Source organism: Marinitoga lauensis, from assembly GCF_004135675.1.
Taxonomy (GTDB): Bacteria; Thermotogota; Thermotogae; order Petrotogales; family Petrotogaceae; genus Marinitoga; species Marinitoga lauensis.
Window position 1 is genome coordinate 151,925 of the sequence record NZ_QHLX01000005.1, and the last position, 16,128, is coordinate 168,052.

17 protein-coding genes and 2 pseudogenes are annotated in these 16,128 nt (G+C 27.7%); 8 read left to right on the forward strand and 11 right to left on the reverse strand.

Annotation, left to right across the window (positions count from 1 at the left end; translation table 11 throughout):
- The 11 genes and pseudogenes from uvrB to DJ007_RS09830 all read right to left on the reverse strand — a co-directional run bounded on the left by uvrB (window position 1) and on the right by DJ007_RS09830 (window position 9,213).
- A complete protein-coding gene (gene uvrB, locus DJ007_RS09780; RefSeq protein WP_129409408.1) occupies window positions 1-1,974 on the reverse strand; it encodes an excinuclease ABC subunit UvrB in 1,974 nt (657 codons plus the stop codon).
- A 76-nt stretch (window positions 1,975-2,050) separates the two neighbouring features.
- Window positions 2,051-3,268, reverse strand: coding sequence for a 6-phosphofructokinase (locus DJ007_RS09785; RefSeq protein WP_129409409.1), 1,218 nt, complete (start codon window positions 3,266-3,268; stop codon window positions 2,051-2,053).
- A 108-nt stretch (window positions 3,269-3,376) separates the two neighbouring features.
- Window positions 3,377-4,549, reverse strand: a complete 1,173-nt coding sequence (locus tag DJ007_RS09790; protein WP_129409535.1) for an inorganic phosphate transporter — start codon at window positions 4,547-4,549, stop codon at window positions 3,377-3,379.
- A gap of 54 nt (window positions 4,550-4,603) precedes the next feature.
- Window positions 4,604-5,253, reverse strand: a pseudogene (locus tag DJ007_RS09795) (DUF47 domain-containing protein).
- Window positions 5,254-5,288: 35 nt separating this feature from the next.
- Complete coding sequence (locus DJ007_RS09805) at window positions 5,289-5,729, reverse strand: J domain-containing protein (RefSeq protein WP_129409412.1); 441 nt, start codon at window positions 5,727-5,729, stop codon at window positions 5,289-5,291.
- A 146-nt stretch (window positions 5,730-5,875) separates the two neighbouring features.
- Window positions 5,876-6,148, reverse strand: coding sequence for a thioredoxin family protein (locus DJ007_RS09810; RefSeq protein ID WP_165974107.1), 273 nt, complete (start codon window positions 6,146-6,148; stop codon window positions 5,876-5,878).
- Between the two features lie 90 nt (window positions 6,149-6,238).
- Entirely contained in the window at window positions 6,239-6,922 is a 684-nt protein-coding gene (locus DJ007_RS09815) for a metal-dependent hydrolase (RefSeq protein WP_129409414.1), read from the reverse strand.
- An 11-nt stretch (window positions 6,923-6,933) separates the two neighbouring features.
- Entirely contained in the window at window positions 6,934-7,059 is a 126-nt protein-coding gene (locus tag DJ007_RS19245) for a hypothetical protein (RefSeq protein ID WP_276318733.1), read from the reverse strand.
- Between the two features lie 56 nt (window positions 7,060-7,115).
- Window positions 7,116-7,892, reverse strand: a complete 777-nt coding sequence (locus DJ007_RS09820; protein ID WP_240739474.1) for a calcium/sodium antiporter — start codon at window positions 7,890-7,892, stop codon at window positions 7,116-7,118.
- Entirely contained in the window at window positions 7,889-8,605 is a 717-nt protein-coding gene (locus tag DJ007_RS09825) for a hypothetical protein (protein ID WP_129409415.1), read from the reverse strand. Before DJ007_RS09825 ends, DJ007_RS09820 begins: the two co-directional genes overlap by 4 nt.
- 71 nt (window positions 8,606-8,676) lie before the next feature.
- A complete protein-coding gene (locus DJ007_RS09830; protein ID WP_129409416.1) occupies window positions 8,677-9,213 on the reverse strand; it encodes a hypothetical protein in 537 nt (178 codons plus the stop codon).
- 156 nt (window positions 9,214-9,369) lie between these two features.
- On the opposite strand from DJ007_RS09830, the gene DJ007_RS09835 reads away from it, so the two are divergent.
- From DJ007_RS09835 to mnmG, 8 genes and pseudogenes are all read left to right on the forward strand, one after another.
- The gene (locus tag DJ007_RS09835) at window positions 9,370-9,771 is read left to right on the forward strand and encodes a PspC domain-containing protein (RefSeq protein ID WP_129409417.1); all 402 of its coding nucleotides are present in this window, start codon (window positions 9,370-9,372) and stop codon (window positions 9,769-9,771) included.
- Window positions 9,768-10,598, forward strand: a complete 831-nt coding sequence (locus DJ007_RS09840; protein WP_129409418.1) for a LiaF transmembrane domain-containing protein — start codon at window positions 9,768-9,770, stop codon at window positions 10,596-10,598. The genes DJ007_RS09835 and DJ007_RS09840 overlap by 4 nt, the downstream gene beginning before the upstream one ends.
- A 9-nt stretch (window positions 10,599-10,607) precedes the next feature.
- Window positions 10,608-10,973 carry a LiaI-LiaF-like domain-containing protein gene (locus DJ007_RS09845; protein WP_129409419.1) on the forward strand — a complete coding sequence of 122 codons (366 nt, stop codon included), beginning with the start codon at window positions 10,608-10,610 and terminating at the stop codon, window positions 10,971-10,973.
- Window positions 10,974-11,088: 115 nt separating this feature from the next.
- Entirely contained in the window at window positions 11,089-11,712 is a 624-nt protein-coding gene (locus DJ007_RS09850) for an ABC transporter ATP-binding protein (RefSeq protein ID WP_240739475.1), read from the forward strand.
- An 80-nt stretch (window positions 11,713-11,792) separates the two neighbouring features.
- Window positions 11,793-13,109, forward strand: a complete 1,317-nt coding sequence (locus DJ007_RS17865; RefSeq protein ID WP_240739476.1) for an ABC transporter permease — start codon at window positions 11,793-11,795, stop codon at window positions 13,107-13,109.
- Window positions 13,102-13,512 (forward strand): ABC transporter permease, encoded by a 411-nt coding sequence (locus DJ007_RS19250; RefSeq protein WP_129409420.1) that lies wholly within the window; start codon window positions 13,102-13,104, stop codon window positions 13,510-13,512. The genes DJ007_RS17865 and DJ007_RS19250 overlap by 8 nt, the downstream gene beginning before the upstream one ends.
- 26 nt (window positions 13,513-13,538) lie before the next feature.
- Entirely contained in the window at window positions 13,539-14,117 is a 579-nt protein-coding gene (locus tag DJ007_RS19255) for an ABC transporter permease (RefSeq protein WP_276318750.1), read from the forward strand.
- Between the two features lie 112 nt (window positions 14,118-14,229).
- Window positions 14,230-16,117: pseudogene (mnmG, locus tag DJ007_RS09865) on the forward strand (tRNA uridine-5-carboxymethylaminomethyl(34) synthesis enzyme MnmG).
- Window positions 16,118-16,128 lie beyond the last annotated feature (11 nt).

Below are 16,128 nucleotides of genomic sequence, written 5' to 3' on the forward strand. Positions count from 1 at the left end.
TTATTTAATTCTATATTTTTTCTTTACTTTTTTGATTTCGTCTCTATATTTTGCTGCATCTTCGTATCTTAATTCAGATGCTGCTTTAAACATTTCCATTTCTAATAGTTGTATATATTCTTGCGGAGTAGTATTTTCTGCTACTTCAAAGATAAATTCTGGTTTTTCAACCTTTTCCATAAACTGTTCAAATATATTTTTTGGTAACTCTTTTATTATTGATTTTGGTTTAATTCCATGTGTTTCGTTATAATCCATTTGTAATTTTCTTCTTCTGTTGGTTTCATATATTGCATTTTGCATAGCATCTGTAATTTTATCAGCATATAATATTACTTTTCCATTTATATTTCTTGCTGCACGACCTATCGTTTGGATTAGGGTAGTTTCAGATCTTAAGAAACCTTCTCTATCTGAATCCATTATTGCAACAAGAGAAACCTCAGGTAAGTCAAGACCTTCTCTTAACAGATTAACACCGATTACTACATCCACTTCACCACTTCTTAATTTCCTCACCACTTCAGCTCTTTCCATAGCATCTAATTCTGAATGTAAATAAGTAGCTTTTATACCTAAAAGGTTCAAATGATCTGCTAACATTTCAGCATCTTTTTTAGTCAAAACAACAGCTATAGCTCTTTCATTTCTTTTAATAATCTTTGTTAATTCACTAATGAAATCATCAACCTGACCAATAGTGGGTTTTACAACAACTTCTGGATCTATCAATCCAGTAGGTCTTATAATCTGCTCTACAATTTGTTCCGAATTTTCTAATTCAAAAGGACCAGGAGTAGCGGAAACAAATATTGTTTGTTTTATTCTTTCTAAAAATTCTTCAAATTTTAGAGGTCTATTATCATATGCAGAGGGCAATCTAAAACCGTATTCTATTAAATTTCTTTTTCTTGAATGGTCACCAGCCCACATAGCTCTTAATTGAGGTATTGCTATATGAGATTCATCTATGAAGGTTATAAAATCCTTATCGAAATAATCAAGCAATGTCCATGGAGGATCACCAGGTTTTCTATTATCAAAATGTCTTGAATAATTTTCTATTCCTTTACAATGGCCAAGTGTCTCTAACAATTCCATATCCATTAATGTTCGTTGTTTAATCCTTTGTGCTTCTAATAATTTACCGGCTTTTTGAAATTCTTCAACTCGTATTTCTAATTCACTTCTAATGGAATCAATGGCTCTTTTGATTTTTTCTTCAGTTGTAACAAATTCGCTTGCAGGATAAATAGTGATTTTATCAAAAAATTCTATTTTAGTTCTGTTAAGAACATCAAAAGAATAAATTTTTTCAACTTCATCGTCAAAGAATTCAACTCTAATTCCAAAATCTTCATATGGTGGGTATATTTCTAAAATATCGCCTTTAAATCTAAAAACTCCACCTGTGTGTTTATCTTCTGAACGAGTATATAACATTTTTGCAAGAGATTCCAATATGAATCTTCTATTATATTCTTTACCTACTTCCAATTTTAAGTTAATTCCGGCAAAATCTTCAGGATTTCCTGAAGCATATATAGTTGACACACTGGCAACAACGATAACATCTCGTCGAGTCAAAACAGATTTTAATGTTGATAATCGCATTTTTTGAAGCACATCGTTAATACTTGCATCTTTTTCGATATACATGTCTCTTCCTGGTAAATAGGCTTCAGGTTGATAATAATCATAATAACTAATAAAAAATTCAACCTTATTTTCCGGGAAAAATTCTTTAAATTCTCTATATAACTGAACAGCTAATATTTTATTTGGTGAGAGGATAAGAGTAGGTCTGTTCAATTTTTCAATAACATTAGCCATAGTAAAGGTCTTACCGGAACCGGTGACACCTAATAATGTTTGAAATCTATAGTTTTTTTCTATTCCTTCTATTAATTTTTGTATAGCTTCAGGCTGATCACCCTGTGGTTTATATTTTGAATATAATTTAAATTTATTCATTTGATCCACCTCAATAATATTATACATTAAATTCAAGTAAAAAATCTCAGTTGCAGATACAACTGAGATTTTTTTATCATTTTTTTACTATTTCAAGTTTTAATTTAGCATAAACAGGTATTCCGTTTAAATATGGTGGATAATATTCTCCCTCTATTAATGGTAAAGCGTATTTAATAAATTTTTCATTTACAAACATACCATCTTCGGTAATAAATTCTGGTGGAACTAATTTTGTTTCATTTGCTACATTTTCTAAAGGAATTAATTTTGTTGTACTTAGATAAGGTGAATTCATTATTCTTTCAATTCCAACCATATATCCACTTTTTCCTTCTAAAGCATATCTTACAGCCATAGCACCAACTGTTATAGCTTCGTTAACATCTACCTGACTGGATATATGTCTTCCACTTCTTTGTAAATAATCTGGAACAGCATAATGAGTTTTTATGTTTAATTCAGTTTTTATCATATTTGCTAAAGTAGAACCTATTCCGCCGAGTTGAACATTCCCAAAGTTATCCTGATATCCTCTTGCAGCAACAAAAGAACCATCTTCATATTTTATCCCTTCTGAAGCGGCAATAGAACAATATCCGTATTTTTCAATTGTTTCTTGAATTTTAGCAAAGAATTTTTCTTTATTAAAAGGAACTTCTGGCATTAATATAATGTGAGGTCCATCACTCTCATGTCTTTTTGCTAAAGCGGTTGATGCGGCTACCCAACCTGCATGTCTTCCCATTGTTTCAAGTATAAATACTTTTGTTGAATCAGCAGCCATGCTTTTAACATCTAAAGTTCCTTCTAAAATTGCTACGGATAAATATTTTGCAATAGAACCAAATCCTGGAGTGTGATCAGTTTCTGGTAAGTCATTATCTACGGTTTTTGGAACACCAATGACTTTTAAATCATAACCATTTTTTTGGGCATATTGATGAATTTTATTTGCTGTATCCATAGAGTCATTTCCACCATTATAAAAGAAATAATGAATATCATATTTTTCAAAGACTTCAAAAACTTTTTTGAAATCTTCTTCTGTTTTTAATTTTCTTCTACATGAACCAAAAGCGCTTGATGGAGTGAATTTTAATAATTCTATTTGTTCAGGATTTTCCTTTTTCATATCTGCTAGTGCTTCATTAAAGACACCATTTATTCCATTAATAGCAACATATATATTATCAATATCTTTTGCACTTAAAGCAGCCTTTATTACCCCATAAGCAGAAGCGTTAATTACACTAGTAACTCCACCTGATTGTGCATAAATAGCATTTTTCATACGTACACCTCCAATAAAAATAGTCTTACCTAATTATAGGTAAGACTATTTTAACAAATTAATACTTCAAACCTTAAACATTATTAGTAAGTTATGATTAACGTTTTTTTAAATGAATAAAGCAAATATCTTGAAAATAATATAAGAAACAATAGCTGCTGCTGGAACTGTTAAAAACCATGATACAAAAATATCTTTTATTACTCCAAGATTAATTGATCCAGTACCTCTTGCCAAACCATTACCAATAACAGAACCAACAACGGTATGAGTTGTGGAGATTGGCATCCCCATATTAGATGCTAATAATACTGTTGTAGCAGTTGAAAAATCTATAGCAAAACCTCTTGAATTATTTAACTCTGTGATTTCAGTTCCTACAGTTTTCATAACTCTACTTCCCCATACAGCTACACCAATAGCTATACCTAAACCACCAAGGGCAAGAATATATCTTGGTATTTCTGCTTTGGCTCCTACTGTACCAGTTACAACTGCTGCATAAATTGCAGCTACTGGACCAATAGCGTTAGCAACATCATTTGCGCCATGTGCTAAAGCAACATAACATGAAGTTACTACTTGAGATTTTCTAAATATTTCTTCAACATAAACATATGGATCATCTGATACATTTTTTAATTTTGAAATAATATATATCATAATTATTAATGATGTTAGTGCACCAAATAATACAGCATAGATAATAGTTTTAAAGCTTATAGGTATATGAAGAGCTTTTACAATAAATGAAAGACCTATAATAAATGCAGCCAAACCAAGAAAGAAAGGAATCCATAATTTTGAGTTTTTCTTTATATCTTTACTATGAAGAATAGTAGCAGAAATAGCTTTAAACATAAAGAAAGAAACAACTAAACCAACTAAAGGAGAGATTAACCAACTTAATGTAATAGTAACAATTTTAGACCAATTAACTACAGCAACACCACCAGCTGCAATACCATATCCAACCATACCACCGACAATAGAATGAGTTGTAGAAACTGGCCACGATTTATAGGTAGCAATTGCAAGCCAGATTGTAGCACCTAATAATGCAGCCATAGAACCCCAGATAACCAGTTTTGGATCGGCTAAGATATCTAAATGCAAAATACCTTTTCTGATAGTGTCTGTAACCTGCTTTCCGAAAAATGTGGCACCAACAAATTCAAGAATACCAGCAATGACAACAGCCTGTTTTGGAGTTATAGCTTTTGCTCCAACTGCAGTAGCCATAGAATTGGCAACATCATTTGCTCCAATTGCTAAAGCCATTCCAAATCCGATGAGTAATCCTATTATAAGTATGATAGTCACAGTCTTCCTCCTTTACTCATTGATAAGTATATGAACTCTATCACAAACATTTTGAGTAACATCTGCTATTCTTGCAAGTAGTAATATTAATTCTCTAATATAAAGGAAATCAACAGGATGTAATATTTCTTTTTGAGAATATAACCATTTTCCAAATGCAAATAACTTATTATCTATATCTTTTTCGAACCATTTCATTTCATCAATGTCTTTTTCTTCAGAAGATATGGTGTTTTTAGAGAAATCAGAATCAAGAATCACATTTATGTATTTTACAGTTTTCTTAAAATGATCGAGCATTTTTTCTATTTCATCAACAACGGAATAAATCATCTTTTTATGTTCTTCATCAAAGTTTATTCTATTAAAAGTCATTTTTTTCGCAACATCTTCAATTAAATCGATTATTTTGTCTTGAAGATCTATAAAATTTAATAACTCTGATCTTTCAAAACGATATAAATACCCTTTTTTAAGAATTGTCTGAAATTTCTTTTTATATCGTCTGCATCATCTTCAAGCTTATCAATTTTTTTTACTAAATCATCAATGGGTTTTCCGTTTAAATATCTTTCAAAAAGTTCAGGTAAATAATCAGAAGCTTCTTCAACAATACGGGCATGTTTGATAATTTCTTCTATAGGGTTAAATCTTTGAAACATTTTTCCCCAGATAGTAATACCGATCACCTCCAATGTTATTTAGCATATTTTAATAAAAATTCATAAGCTTCATTAATCTTTTTAAACTGTTCTTCGCATTTCTTTCTATTATCTGGACATTTGTCAGGATGGTATTTCTTTGTTAACTCTCTAAATCTTTTTCTTAATTCATCTTTAGTAAAATTTTCTGGCAAGTCAAATAAGGTTCTGTAATAATCGTATTTTTGTCTTAAATCATAATAGTTTTGTGAACCATAAGAATTTTGAGACTGATTTCTATAATTTTTATATGGATTTTCTCTTGTTTTATAAGTGTAAAATCTAAATCTGAAATTTCTAAACAAGAAATATATTCCTAATATACCAAATAACAGTAATATTGGATATCTAAATAATATAACAAAAATTGCACCAATGAATCTAAAGAAAAATGAAATTACTACCAATAATCCGATAAACGTTAGGATTGTTTCCATTTTATTCCTTCTTTCTATTCAAATCTAAGAAAATCATATCATATTTTTTTGATATAATATTTCTATAGTTTACAAATCTCTCGTTTTTGTAATATTATAATAAATAAAGTAAAATAAATATAAAAAAGCTCAATCAAATGATTGAGCTAAGAATTTATTATCGATAAATATCTATCAATAAAACCTTGTACTTCGTGCATTCCAAAATTTCTATAAAATCTATTTATCTCTTTATTGTTTTCATCAACAAAAACTAATGTTGGGACAGAGAAAACTAACATTTGACCGGAAACTTCAGGTTTTTCTTCAATATCCACATATTCTAATTCAATGTTGTTTTCATTCATAAGATTTTCGACCTTTGGCCATAATCCCTTACATGTTCTACATGTTTTATTAGCAAAGTAATATGCTTTCACAATTCTACCCCTTTAAAAATTTTTATTTCAGGGGATTTTAACAAAATGACTTTAAATATTAAAGAAAAATAGTTAACAAGATGTACATTTTTAAAATTCTATATAATCTCCAGGAGTTAATATTTCGCATTTTATTTTTAAACTTTCAACTTTTCTTTTAAAAACATCAGCGTTGGCATTTATTATTTCCCATGTATTATAATGAAAAGGAACAACAATTTTAGGTTTTATCATTTTTGTAGCTATTACAGCATCTTCAATATCCATCACAAAATTACCACCTATGGGTAAAAATGCAAGGTCTATTTTTTCTAAAGATAATAATTCCATATCTTTTGTTAACCCAGCATCTCCGGAATGATAAATTTTTTTACCATCTATTTCTACAATGAATCCTCCAGGATTTCCACCATATATAATGTTGTCTCCTTCTATAATTCCAGAACCATGTAATGCGGTAGTCATCTTTATTGACCCAAAATCAAATTTTTTTCTTCCACCAATATGCATGGGATGTAAATTTTTTAATCCTTTAAAGCTTAAATAATTTATAATTTCAAAATTAGAAATTACAGTTGCATTTGTTTTTTTTGCCAGTTCAACAGTATCTCCTATATGATCACCATGACCATGAGTAATCAAAATGTAATCTAATTCTTTGAAATCAGCAATGCTTTTTTTAGCTTGTGGGTTTCCAGTTAAAAAAGGATCGATTATCATTTTTTTACTTGCTTCTATATAAACAACAGCATGACCCAAGAAGTAAACTTTCATATTTTTCCCTCCTATCCTAATTTTAAATTAATAATTATGTATGCTAAATAAGATAAAAAGAGAATTAATCCTTTCCAGAAACCAGCTTCTCTTTTCTTAAATAAAAATAATTCAGTTAATACTATAACTCCAACCATATAATATGCATCAAAAATTACACTTCTGTCAGGAATAATAGGGTGAATGCTTGCTGTTATTCCAGGACTACCAATATGTTAAAAGCATTTGAGCCAATAAGGTTACCTATTAATATATCATTTGTTCCTTTTTTAGCAGCGATAATACTGGTTACAAGTTCTGGTAAAGATGTTCCAATTGCAATAATTGTTACTCCAATGAGTGTTTCAGTTAAACCGAGAGTTTTTGCAAAATGAGAAGCTCCTCTAACGGTTATTTCACCACCAATTGCCAGCATTACAATTCCCAGTAAAACTAAAAAAATTATTTTATTCCATGACATAGTTTCGATTTTTACTTCCTGTACCTCTTCAAGTAACTGTTCCTGAATGTTTTTGTCATTTTTTGCCATATTATACATATAAGCTATAAAAATGATTAAGTAGGTTAAGAGAATAAAACCATCATATAAAGATAGAGAGCTATTTCCATCCAATAGCATGAAAAGTAGAGTTAATGAAATTAAAATTACAAAAGGTATTTCATAAACTAAAGTACTTTTTGGTATTGAACTTTTTTTTATCATTAAAGATAGGCCTAGGATTAAAGCTATATTTGTAATATTACTTCCAACAACATTTCCTAAAGCTATACCTGCTGAACCATTTAAAGCAGCACTAATACTTACAAAAAGTTCGGGAGCACTGGTTCCAAAAGCTACAAGAGTTAATCCAGTGAATAATTCGGAAACACCTATTTTTCTTGAAAAACCTACAGAACCTTCGATTAAATAGTTAGCACCTTCTATTAATAAGAACATACCTGTGACAATTAAAACTATATCTAATATCAATTATTTTCTCCCCTTTCAAAATAAGAATAAAATTCAAAAAAATCTTGATCTGATAATTGAGAATTGGTATATTTATTTTTAAGTTTAAAAATAAAAGTGTTTAATTTTTTTAAAAGCAAAGGATATTTTAGTATTTGAGAATAAGTTTGAGATGGTACATCTTCTTTTTTGCTTATTATTTTATTGTATAAATTATTATCATATATGGATAGATATTTTAATCTAATAGCTTCGCAAATTATCTCCGGCCAGATATCATTTTTACTTTTTCTTTTAATTAAATATCCAAAAGTATAATGAGATAGTTCATGAATAAAAATGCCATTTTTTATGTCATCTTGACGGATAAATATAGTGTTTTCTGGAACAAAGAAAGACTGCTTATATTGAGTTTTCAAAATCAGTAAATTTTTTGGGATAGTCATATAAATGTTTTTCAGGAATTTTATAATATTTGTAAGTTCAATGATATTAATTGGAATTTGTGATTTAAAAGTAAAATCTTCAATTTTAAAGCGATGTATATTTTTTTCATAAAATATAAAAATGTTATTTTCAGTTTTTTTTATTGAAATTTCATTTGATAAGTTTATAAAATAAGGAATTCCGATTGAATTGAATTTTAAAAGAGCATTTTTTTCTATGTCAAACTTCTTATACATGAAAAAACCATTAAAATATTGATATCCTGTTATAAACTCTGTTTTAGGCATATAAGAAATATTGATAATATAAATAGTATTATCCGTAATAAAAATTATTTTGAAAAAGTTGAAAATAACAATTACCAGGAGAAATATAAGTAACCTTCGGTATTTCCGCCTACCCATTTTTTATCTCCTACTTTTATTTTTGTTTTTCCTAAAATAGGTTGAGTTAAATATAGGTAATTTTCAACTTTTTCTAATAATCCTAAATTCTGAATTTCAAAATTAGGGTTGATATGAATGTTAAAATAATTTTTTTCATCTTGAATATCTGAATTAATTAATAGTTTTTTACCATTCTTTAACTCGAACTCAAAGGAATTAGTTATTTCTAATTCTTCATAAGGTTTTTGAATAAAAAGTTTGTATCTTTTTTGATATGTTTGTGCAGTAACTATAGTACAATTGTTATAATCTGATAAGGCTGATAAAAAATCACTGATTTGCTCAATTTCTTCTTCGCTAATATTGCCATTTTTGAACGGATTACCATTGATAAAGAAAAAAGACAATTTTTTGTGATAAACAAAATCCATTATTCCTTCAATAAATTCAAGATTATCTTCCAGAGTGTTTAATGTGTTAAATTGTAAAGCTAAAAAATTTAATATCATAGTATACCTCCTTACAGGAATTCTTCGAATTAATTATATCATATAATCATTTGCCTTTTTACTATGAAAAAATGACAATATATCATTTTGATATTTAAAATATAATAAAAGTAGTATATAATTATTAAAGGCAGCAAAAATTAGAGGGGTGATGTTATGGAAAAGGAACTCTACCGTTCACGTAAGGATAGGTTTTTAGGTGGTGTATGCGGAGGCTTAGCAAAATATTTTGAAATAAGTTCAACACTTGTTAGACTGGTGTGCTTGGGATTATTACTGGTTGATGGTATTGGATTTTTATTGTATATTATAGCGTGGGTAATTATTCCTGCAGAACCTGTGATTTCTGACGATGATGTTTATGAATCAGAAAAAAAATTTAATAAACATGAATATAGTGAAAGAAATAATTTGTTTATAGGATTAACTTTTTTGATTCTTGGGGTAATATTTATATTAAACAATTTTTTTCCGCATATTATATCTTTTAATGTTATTTTTGGTGCATTATTTCTAATTTTTGGAGTATATTTAATTATAAGGGGAGAAGATAAATGAGATATGTATGGGGGATATTTTTTATTGTTGTAGGAATTTTCTTTATTATTCAAGGGTTTAATATTGATTTATTATTGAATATGGGATTTAACTTTTTAAAGTTTTGGCCATTTATGTTAATTATAGCTGGCATATCGATTTTATCTAAAAATCTTAAATGGTTGAAATATTTTAATATTATAGTAACGCTTATTTTTCTGTTATTATTATTTTTCTGGAATTCCGATAATAAATATACGGATTTTTTATCCGATAAACCTCAATATGAAGAAAAGAATTTTGAAATAATTCCAAATTCTGAAATAATTAATCTAAAATTTGATGTTCCTGCAGTTACGTTAAATATATCAACAGATGAGAATTCTGAAAAAATATCAGGGTATTATTACGGACCAGATGGATTAAATATTAAATACGAAAAAGAAAATCTTCATTTTGGGAACATGAATACATTGTTTAAAAAAGAAGGATATAGAATATATTTAAAAATACCTTTAAAATATGTTTATAATTTTTTTATTAATAGTGGTGTAGCTAATGTAAATCTGAAAGAAAATATAAATGTAATAAAAAAATTTCAAATAGATGCAGGTGTAAGTAATATTAAAGGTGAAATTACTGATTTTGGAGAAAAAATATTTTTTGATATTGATAGTGGTGTTTCAAAAATAGATATAAATTTACCAGATAAAACCACTTATTTTCTTAATTATGATGGAGGAATAAGAAAAATAAATATCGATGAAGATTTAATAAAAGATGATAATGGAGATTTTCAGGGTAGTATAGATGCAGGAGTCTTGAGTATTACATTGAAGGTTAAGTGAGGTGATAAAATGTATAAAAATAAAAATCTTTTTGGCGGTATAATTTTAGTCTTATTGGGAATATATTTGATTTTATCAAATATTTTTGATATAAAATTTTCATGGAATTTTATATGGCCAATTTTTATATTATTACCAGGATTAAAATTTGAGTATGATTATTATAGTAAAAGAAAACATTCGGGGATACTAGTACCTGGAGGTCTATTAACAACAATTGGTGTATTATTTTATTTTTGTGCATTTTTTGGATATGATAATCTGGAATATTTATGGCCTACATTCATATTAGCTCCAGCTATAGGTTTATTTCAGATGTATTTAGTAACGAAAAGAAAAGAAATAATGTATCCTGTAATAGTTCTGGGGGGTTAGCGACAATATTTTATGTAGAAATGATTGTGAATATTAATATATGGAATTATATAATAGGATTAGCATTTATTGTTTTTGGATTAAGCATGTTAGTTAAACGAAAAGGAGGAAAATAATGCAATATGCTATTAAAATAGAAAATTTAAAAAAGTATTATGGTGAAACGAAAGCAGTTGATGGAATATCTTTTTCTGTAAAAGAAGGAGAAATTTTTTCGTTGTTAGGGCCTAATGGTGCTGGAAAAACGACTACATTAGAGATTATAGAAGGGCTAAGAAAAAAAGATGAAGGTGAAATAATTTATTTTGGTAAATATAATTCACCTGAGAATTTTTATATAAAAGAAAAAATAGGAGTTCAATTGCAAAACAGTGCGTTTTTAGATAATTTAACAGTTTATGAAACATTAAAAATGTTTTCTGGACTATATAAAAATTCACTTGATGTAAATGAATTGATATCTAAAATATTTTTAGATGAAAAAAAGAAAGCAAGAGTAAAGGAATTATCTGGTGGTCAAAAGCAAAGATTGGCTATTGCAGTGGCTCTGGTAAATGATCCGGCTATTGTATTTTTGGATGAACCAACCACAGGATTAGATCCTCAGGCAAGAAGAATGATATGGGATTTAATTTTAGAATTAAAAGGCAATGGTAAAACGATAATTTTAACTACTCATTATATGGAAGAAGCAGAATATTTGTCTGATAGTATTCATATTATTGATCATGGAAGATAATAGCAAAAGGAACTGTTGAGGAATTAATAAAATCATTAAATAAAGAATCTGTCATAATATTTAAGTCTTCTAATATTGATTTGTTCCAAAAAGAATTTAATGGAATAGTATTTGATGAAAAAGTTGAAATAAGTACGAATAACATTGAAAAAACACTATTTGAAATAATGGAATTTTCAAAAAAGAACAATATACAAATTGATGATATTGTAATTAGAAAACCGAATTTAGAAGATGTATTTTTAAGTTTAACAGGAAGAACATTAAGGAATGATATTATGAAAAAGATATTTAAGTTAGCGTATTATCAATTTAAAAGTGATGTTAGAGATTTTGAGTCGTTTTTTTGGTCTTTTGTATTTCCTTTTATTTTATTTATCATTCTGGTGGCTATTTTTGGAAATACAAATCAAATGAATATTAAAGATTTAAATGTGGGAATTGTATATGAAAAAAATATGAATATTATTTCAAAAGGAATATTCACAAAAACTTTTGAAAACATACCTATGAAGAAAACAGTTTTAAAAAATTTAGATGAGGGTATAGAAAAATTGAAAAATAAAGATTTAGATGTAGTTTTGTTTGTCCCAAAAACAACGACTCTAATAAATGATAAAAGTCCTGAAATTGATTTATACTATGTACAGGGTAGAAGTAATTCTGATATCTCAAAAAATATTGTAAAAGTATTTATAGACTATGTGAATATTGAAATGATAAAAAGAGTAAAAAATGTTGAAGATGATGTAATAATAGAAAAGATTCCAATAAGTACATTAAGAGATGAATTTTCATATAAAGATTTTATTTTTCCAGGGATCTTGATTTTATCTATAATGTCTGTTGCATATTTTAATGTTCCTTTTAATCTACTTTTTTCCAGAGAAAAAGGAATTAATAAAAGATTTTTATTAACTCCTATAAAAGGATATACGTATTTTATTTCATTGTTAATCAGCAGTATAGCTATGGTGTTAATTTCGAGTATTATTATTATAGTAGAAGGATATTTTATGAAAATATCCAATAAATTTTTTTCTTTGAAGTTTATATTATTTTATATTTTTTCATTAATTATTCTATTTTCTATTGGTTTGATATTTGTTTCTTTCTCAAAAAAATTAACTACTTCTATTGTTTTTGTGAACATCTTTTTCCAGGTTTCCATGTTTTTAGGAGGATTATACTTTCCTGTTTTTAATATCCCATGGGTATTAAAATGGTTTATCTATATTAATCCTGTGACATATTTAGTTGAAGGTATGAGAAGATTGGTAGGATTTAATATAGCTCCTTTTGAAAATATATGGATATATATTGTACCTTCTATATGGTTTTTAACAGCAATAATATTATTTTCGTTAAATTATAAGAAGGTGTTAGGTTATGAGTAAAATAATCTGGTTATCTAAATATATTACAAAAGAATCAATGAGAAATAAATCGGAATTATTTTTTACTTTGTTCTTTCCATTGATTTTTTTAATTATGTTTGGGTTCATATTTAATAATCAAAATTCAGATTCATTAATGAGTATAGCAATATATACTGATAATGAAAGGGTTATTGACGAGTTATCTAAAACATATAATGCAGTTAAGATATCTAATATTGATAGTGTATCAGAAAATATTAAAAAAGGTAATTATGATGCTGGAATTGTAGTGAAAAATAATTCAGTAAAAATCTATTATGATGAAACAAATATGAATAATGCCTTATTAATACAGGGATTGGAATTGACGTTGAAAAAAATATTGTTAAATAGAAATAAAAATTTTGAATATATAAAATAAATGAAAAAAATATACAACTAACTTCAATAAAAACCACCTATTCAGATTTTTTATTAACAGGCGTTATAGCAATTTCATTACTTTCAAATGGTATGTTTTCTGTAATTACGGTTTTTGGAAGGTATAAAAGACTAAATGTGTTAAAAAGGTTTATATTAATTCCAATAAAAACACATGTTTTTGTGATTGGGCTAACATTAACAAGAATTATTTTAAGCTTTGTATCATTGTTAATTCTAATTATTACCAGTAAAATTATGTTTAACTTATCAATTGTTATAAGTTGGCCATTATATTTTTTGTTAGCCTTTACAACAACTATTGGAATGATGGGATTAGGACTATTATTTCTTTTTTTATTTAAAAAAGGAGATACAGCTCAAAATGCAGCTACAATATATTTTTCTCTAATGATGTTTTTTTCTGGCGTATATTTTCCAATAGAATTCTTGCCAAAAACATTTAAGACCATTTCATATTTCTTACCTGTAAAATATATAGTAGATTCTTTAAGATATATTTCTGGTATTGAGTTAATGAAAGTTAGTACATTTATAATTATTAATTTAATGATGTTTTTTGGGGTGTTTTGCTTTTGGGATTAGCTTCTAAAAAATTTTTATCTCCAGAAAAATGAAAATTCACAAATTTTATTAATAAAAGAAAAAAAACAAATGTATAATTAATAAAAAATATATATTGAATAGATTTGTGAAAATGGAGGTAATTTTAGTGAGAAGTTTTGAAGATGACTTGAAATATGATGTTATTGTCGTAGGTGGGGACATGCGGGAATAGAAGCCGCTTATGCTTCTGCTAATATGGGAATTAAAACTCTATTACTTACAATAAATCTGGATAATGTAGGTTGGGCTCCATGTAATCCGGCAATTGGAGGTCCTGCTAAAGGAATAGTTACAAGAGAAATAGATGTTTTAGGAGGACTTCAGGCAAAAGTTACAGATAGAAATATGATAAATATTAGAATGTTAAATACCAAAAAAGGTCCTGCGGTAAGAGCATTAAGAGCGCAAATTGATAAATATGATTATTCTCAAAACATGAAAGAAATATTGCATTCTACACCAAATTTATTATTGAGATATGGACTTGTTAAAGAATTAGTCGTGGAAAATGGAAAAATAAAAGGGTTATAACAGAATTAGGTGTAAAATATGAAGCGAAAGCAGTTATACTAACTACAGGAACATTTTTAAGAGGAAAGATATTTGTTGGAAGAAGTGTTTTTGAATCTGGAAGAATGGGAGATTTTCCGGCTAATGGATTGAGCAAGTCATTATTAGAAAACGGCATTAAGCTTGGGAGATTCAAAACAGGAACACCTGCAAGAATTTTAAAAGATAGTATAGACTTTTCGAAAATGGAAAGACAGGATACAGCAGAAGAACCGTTATCTTTTTCATATTTTTCTGAACCAAAAATTTTAGATAAAGATTATCCATGTTGGCTTACAAGAACCACAAAAGAAACACATGATATAATAAAACGATATTTAATGTTTTCTCCATTGTATGGTGACGTGAAGTTAATAGAAAGTGTTGGACCAAGATATTGTCCATCTATTGAGGATAAGGTTGTTAAATTCAATAAAGATTCACATCAATTATTTATTGAACCTGAAGGAAGAAAGACGAAAGAATACTATATTAATGGATTAAGTACGAGTTTACCATATGAAGCTCAGATTCAGATGGTAAGAAGTGTTCCAGGACTTGAAAATGCTATTATAGTAAGGCCTGCATATGCGGTAGAATACGATTTTGCCTATCCAGATCAATTGCAACATTCCCTTGAGTCTAAAATAATAGAAGGATTATTCTTTGCAGGTCAGATTAATGGAACAAGTGGTTATGAAGAAGCAGCAGGTCAGGGATTAGTTGCAGGGATAAATGCAGCTTTAAAAATAAGAGGGGAAGCACCATTTGTTCCTTCAAGAGCAGAATCATATATAGGAGTTTTAATTGATGATTTAATAATTAAAGGAACAAATGAGCCTTACCGATTATTAACTTCACGAGCAGAATATAGATTGCTGTTAAGACATGATAACGCTCATTTAAGATTAGCAAAGTATGGATATAAATATGGATTAATTCCAAAGGATTTTTATGAAAAAGTTTTAAAATTGGAGAAATCAATTGATGAAGAAATTGAAAGACTAAAAAATGTAAAAATAAAACCCAATAATGCTATTAATGATATTTTAGTAGAAAAAGGGACAACGCCTATAAAAAATGGTATGAGCTTATATGAAATATTGAAAAGACCACAAGTATTATATTCAGATATAAAAGATTTTGATACGAAAAATATCCAGGATAAAGAATTGTTAGAACAGGTTGAAATAGCTATAAAGTATGGTGGCTACATAAAGAGAATGATGGAAGATGTTGAAAGAATGAAAAATCTTGAAAAAGAAAAAATTCCTAAAAATATAGATTATAAAGAAGTTCCTAATCTGGCTTTTGAAGCAGTGGAAAAATTAAGTAAGGTAAGACCGGAATCTATTGGACAGGCTATGAGAATTCCCGGAATTACGCCAGCGGATATAATGAATTTAACAATGTATTTAAAAACAAAATAGCGGCTTTGCCG